The following is a 731-nucleotide window of genomic DNA, read 5'->3' as shown; positions in this document are numbered from 1 at the left end:
TAGAAGAAATGCTGAAAGTTTGCCGTTATGTTGAGGTTAACGGAAAAATTGAAGCATTGACCCAGCAACGGCAAGTAGCGATTGAAGCGTTAACTCAGCGTTATAACAAGGACGGTTTGCGTGTTGTGGCGGTTGCATATCGCGAGTTTTCAAATGCACAGGAAAACTTTTCGGTCGTCGATGAAAGCGATCTTATTTTAATTGGTTATGTTGCTTTTCTTGATCCGCCAAAAGAGTCAGCAATGGCGGCAGTAAAAAGCCTACATGCACACGGTGTAACGGTGAAAGTACTGACAGGTGATAATGAATTTGTCACTCAAAAAGTATGCCGTGAAATTGGGATCGATTTTAAGCAGGTTTTATTGGGTAGTGTGATTGAAACCCTGACCGACCAACAGCTTCAAAGAGCGGTAGAGCAGTACCATATTTTTGCAAAACTCAGTCCCGTGCATAAAGAACGAATTGTCGAGCAACTTAAAGCCAATGGGCATGTGGTTGGTTTCCTGGGAGATGGTATCAATGATGCAGCTGCCATTCGTGCTGCGGATATTGGTATTTCTGTTGATACAGCGGTTGATATTGCAAAAGAATCGGCAGATTTGATTTTGCTTGAAAAAAGTCTGATGGTACTTGAGCAAGGTGTGATCGAAGGACGTAGAACATTTGCCAATATGCTGAAATATATCAAAATGACGGCAAGTTCAAATTTTGGTAATGTTTTTTCGGTATTA

Annotated in this window: 1 protein-coding gene; it reads left to right on the top strand. The window is 41.5% G+C overall.

The window, feature by feature from the left end:
- Positions 1–731, top strand: a 731-nt coding sequence (locus tag B4H32_RS07450; RefSeq protein WP_286801146.1) for an HAD-IC family P-type ATPase, incomplete at both ends; no start/stop codon positions are given.

Source organism: Acinetobacter sp. UBA2063 (genome assembly GCF_002333245.1).
In the GTDB taxonomy this organism is placed as follows: domain Bacteria; phylum Pseudomonadota; class Gammaproteobacteria; order Pseudomonadales; family Moraxellaceae; genus Acinetobacter; species Acinetobacter parvus.
Note: the sequence above shows the minus strand (reverse complement) of the source record. Positions and strands in the feature narration are given on the sequence as shown.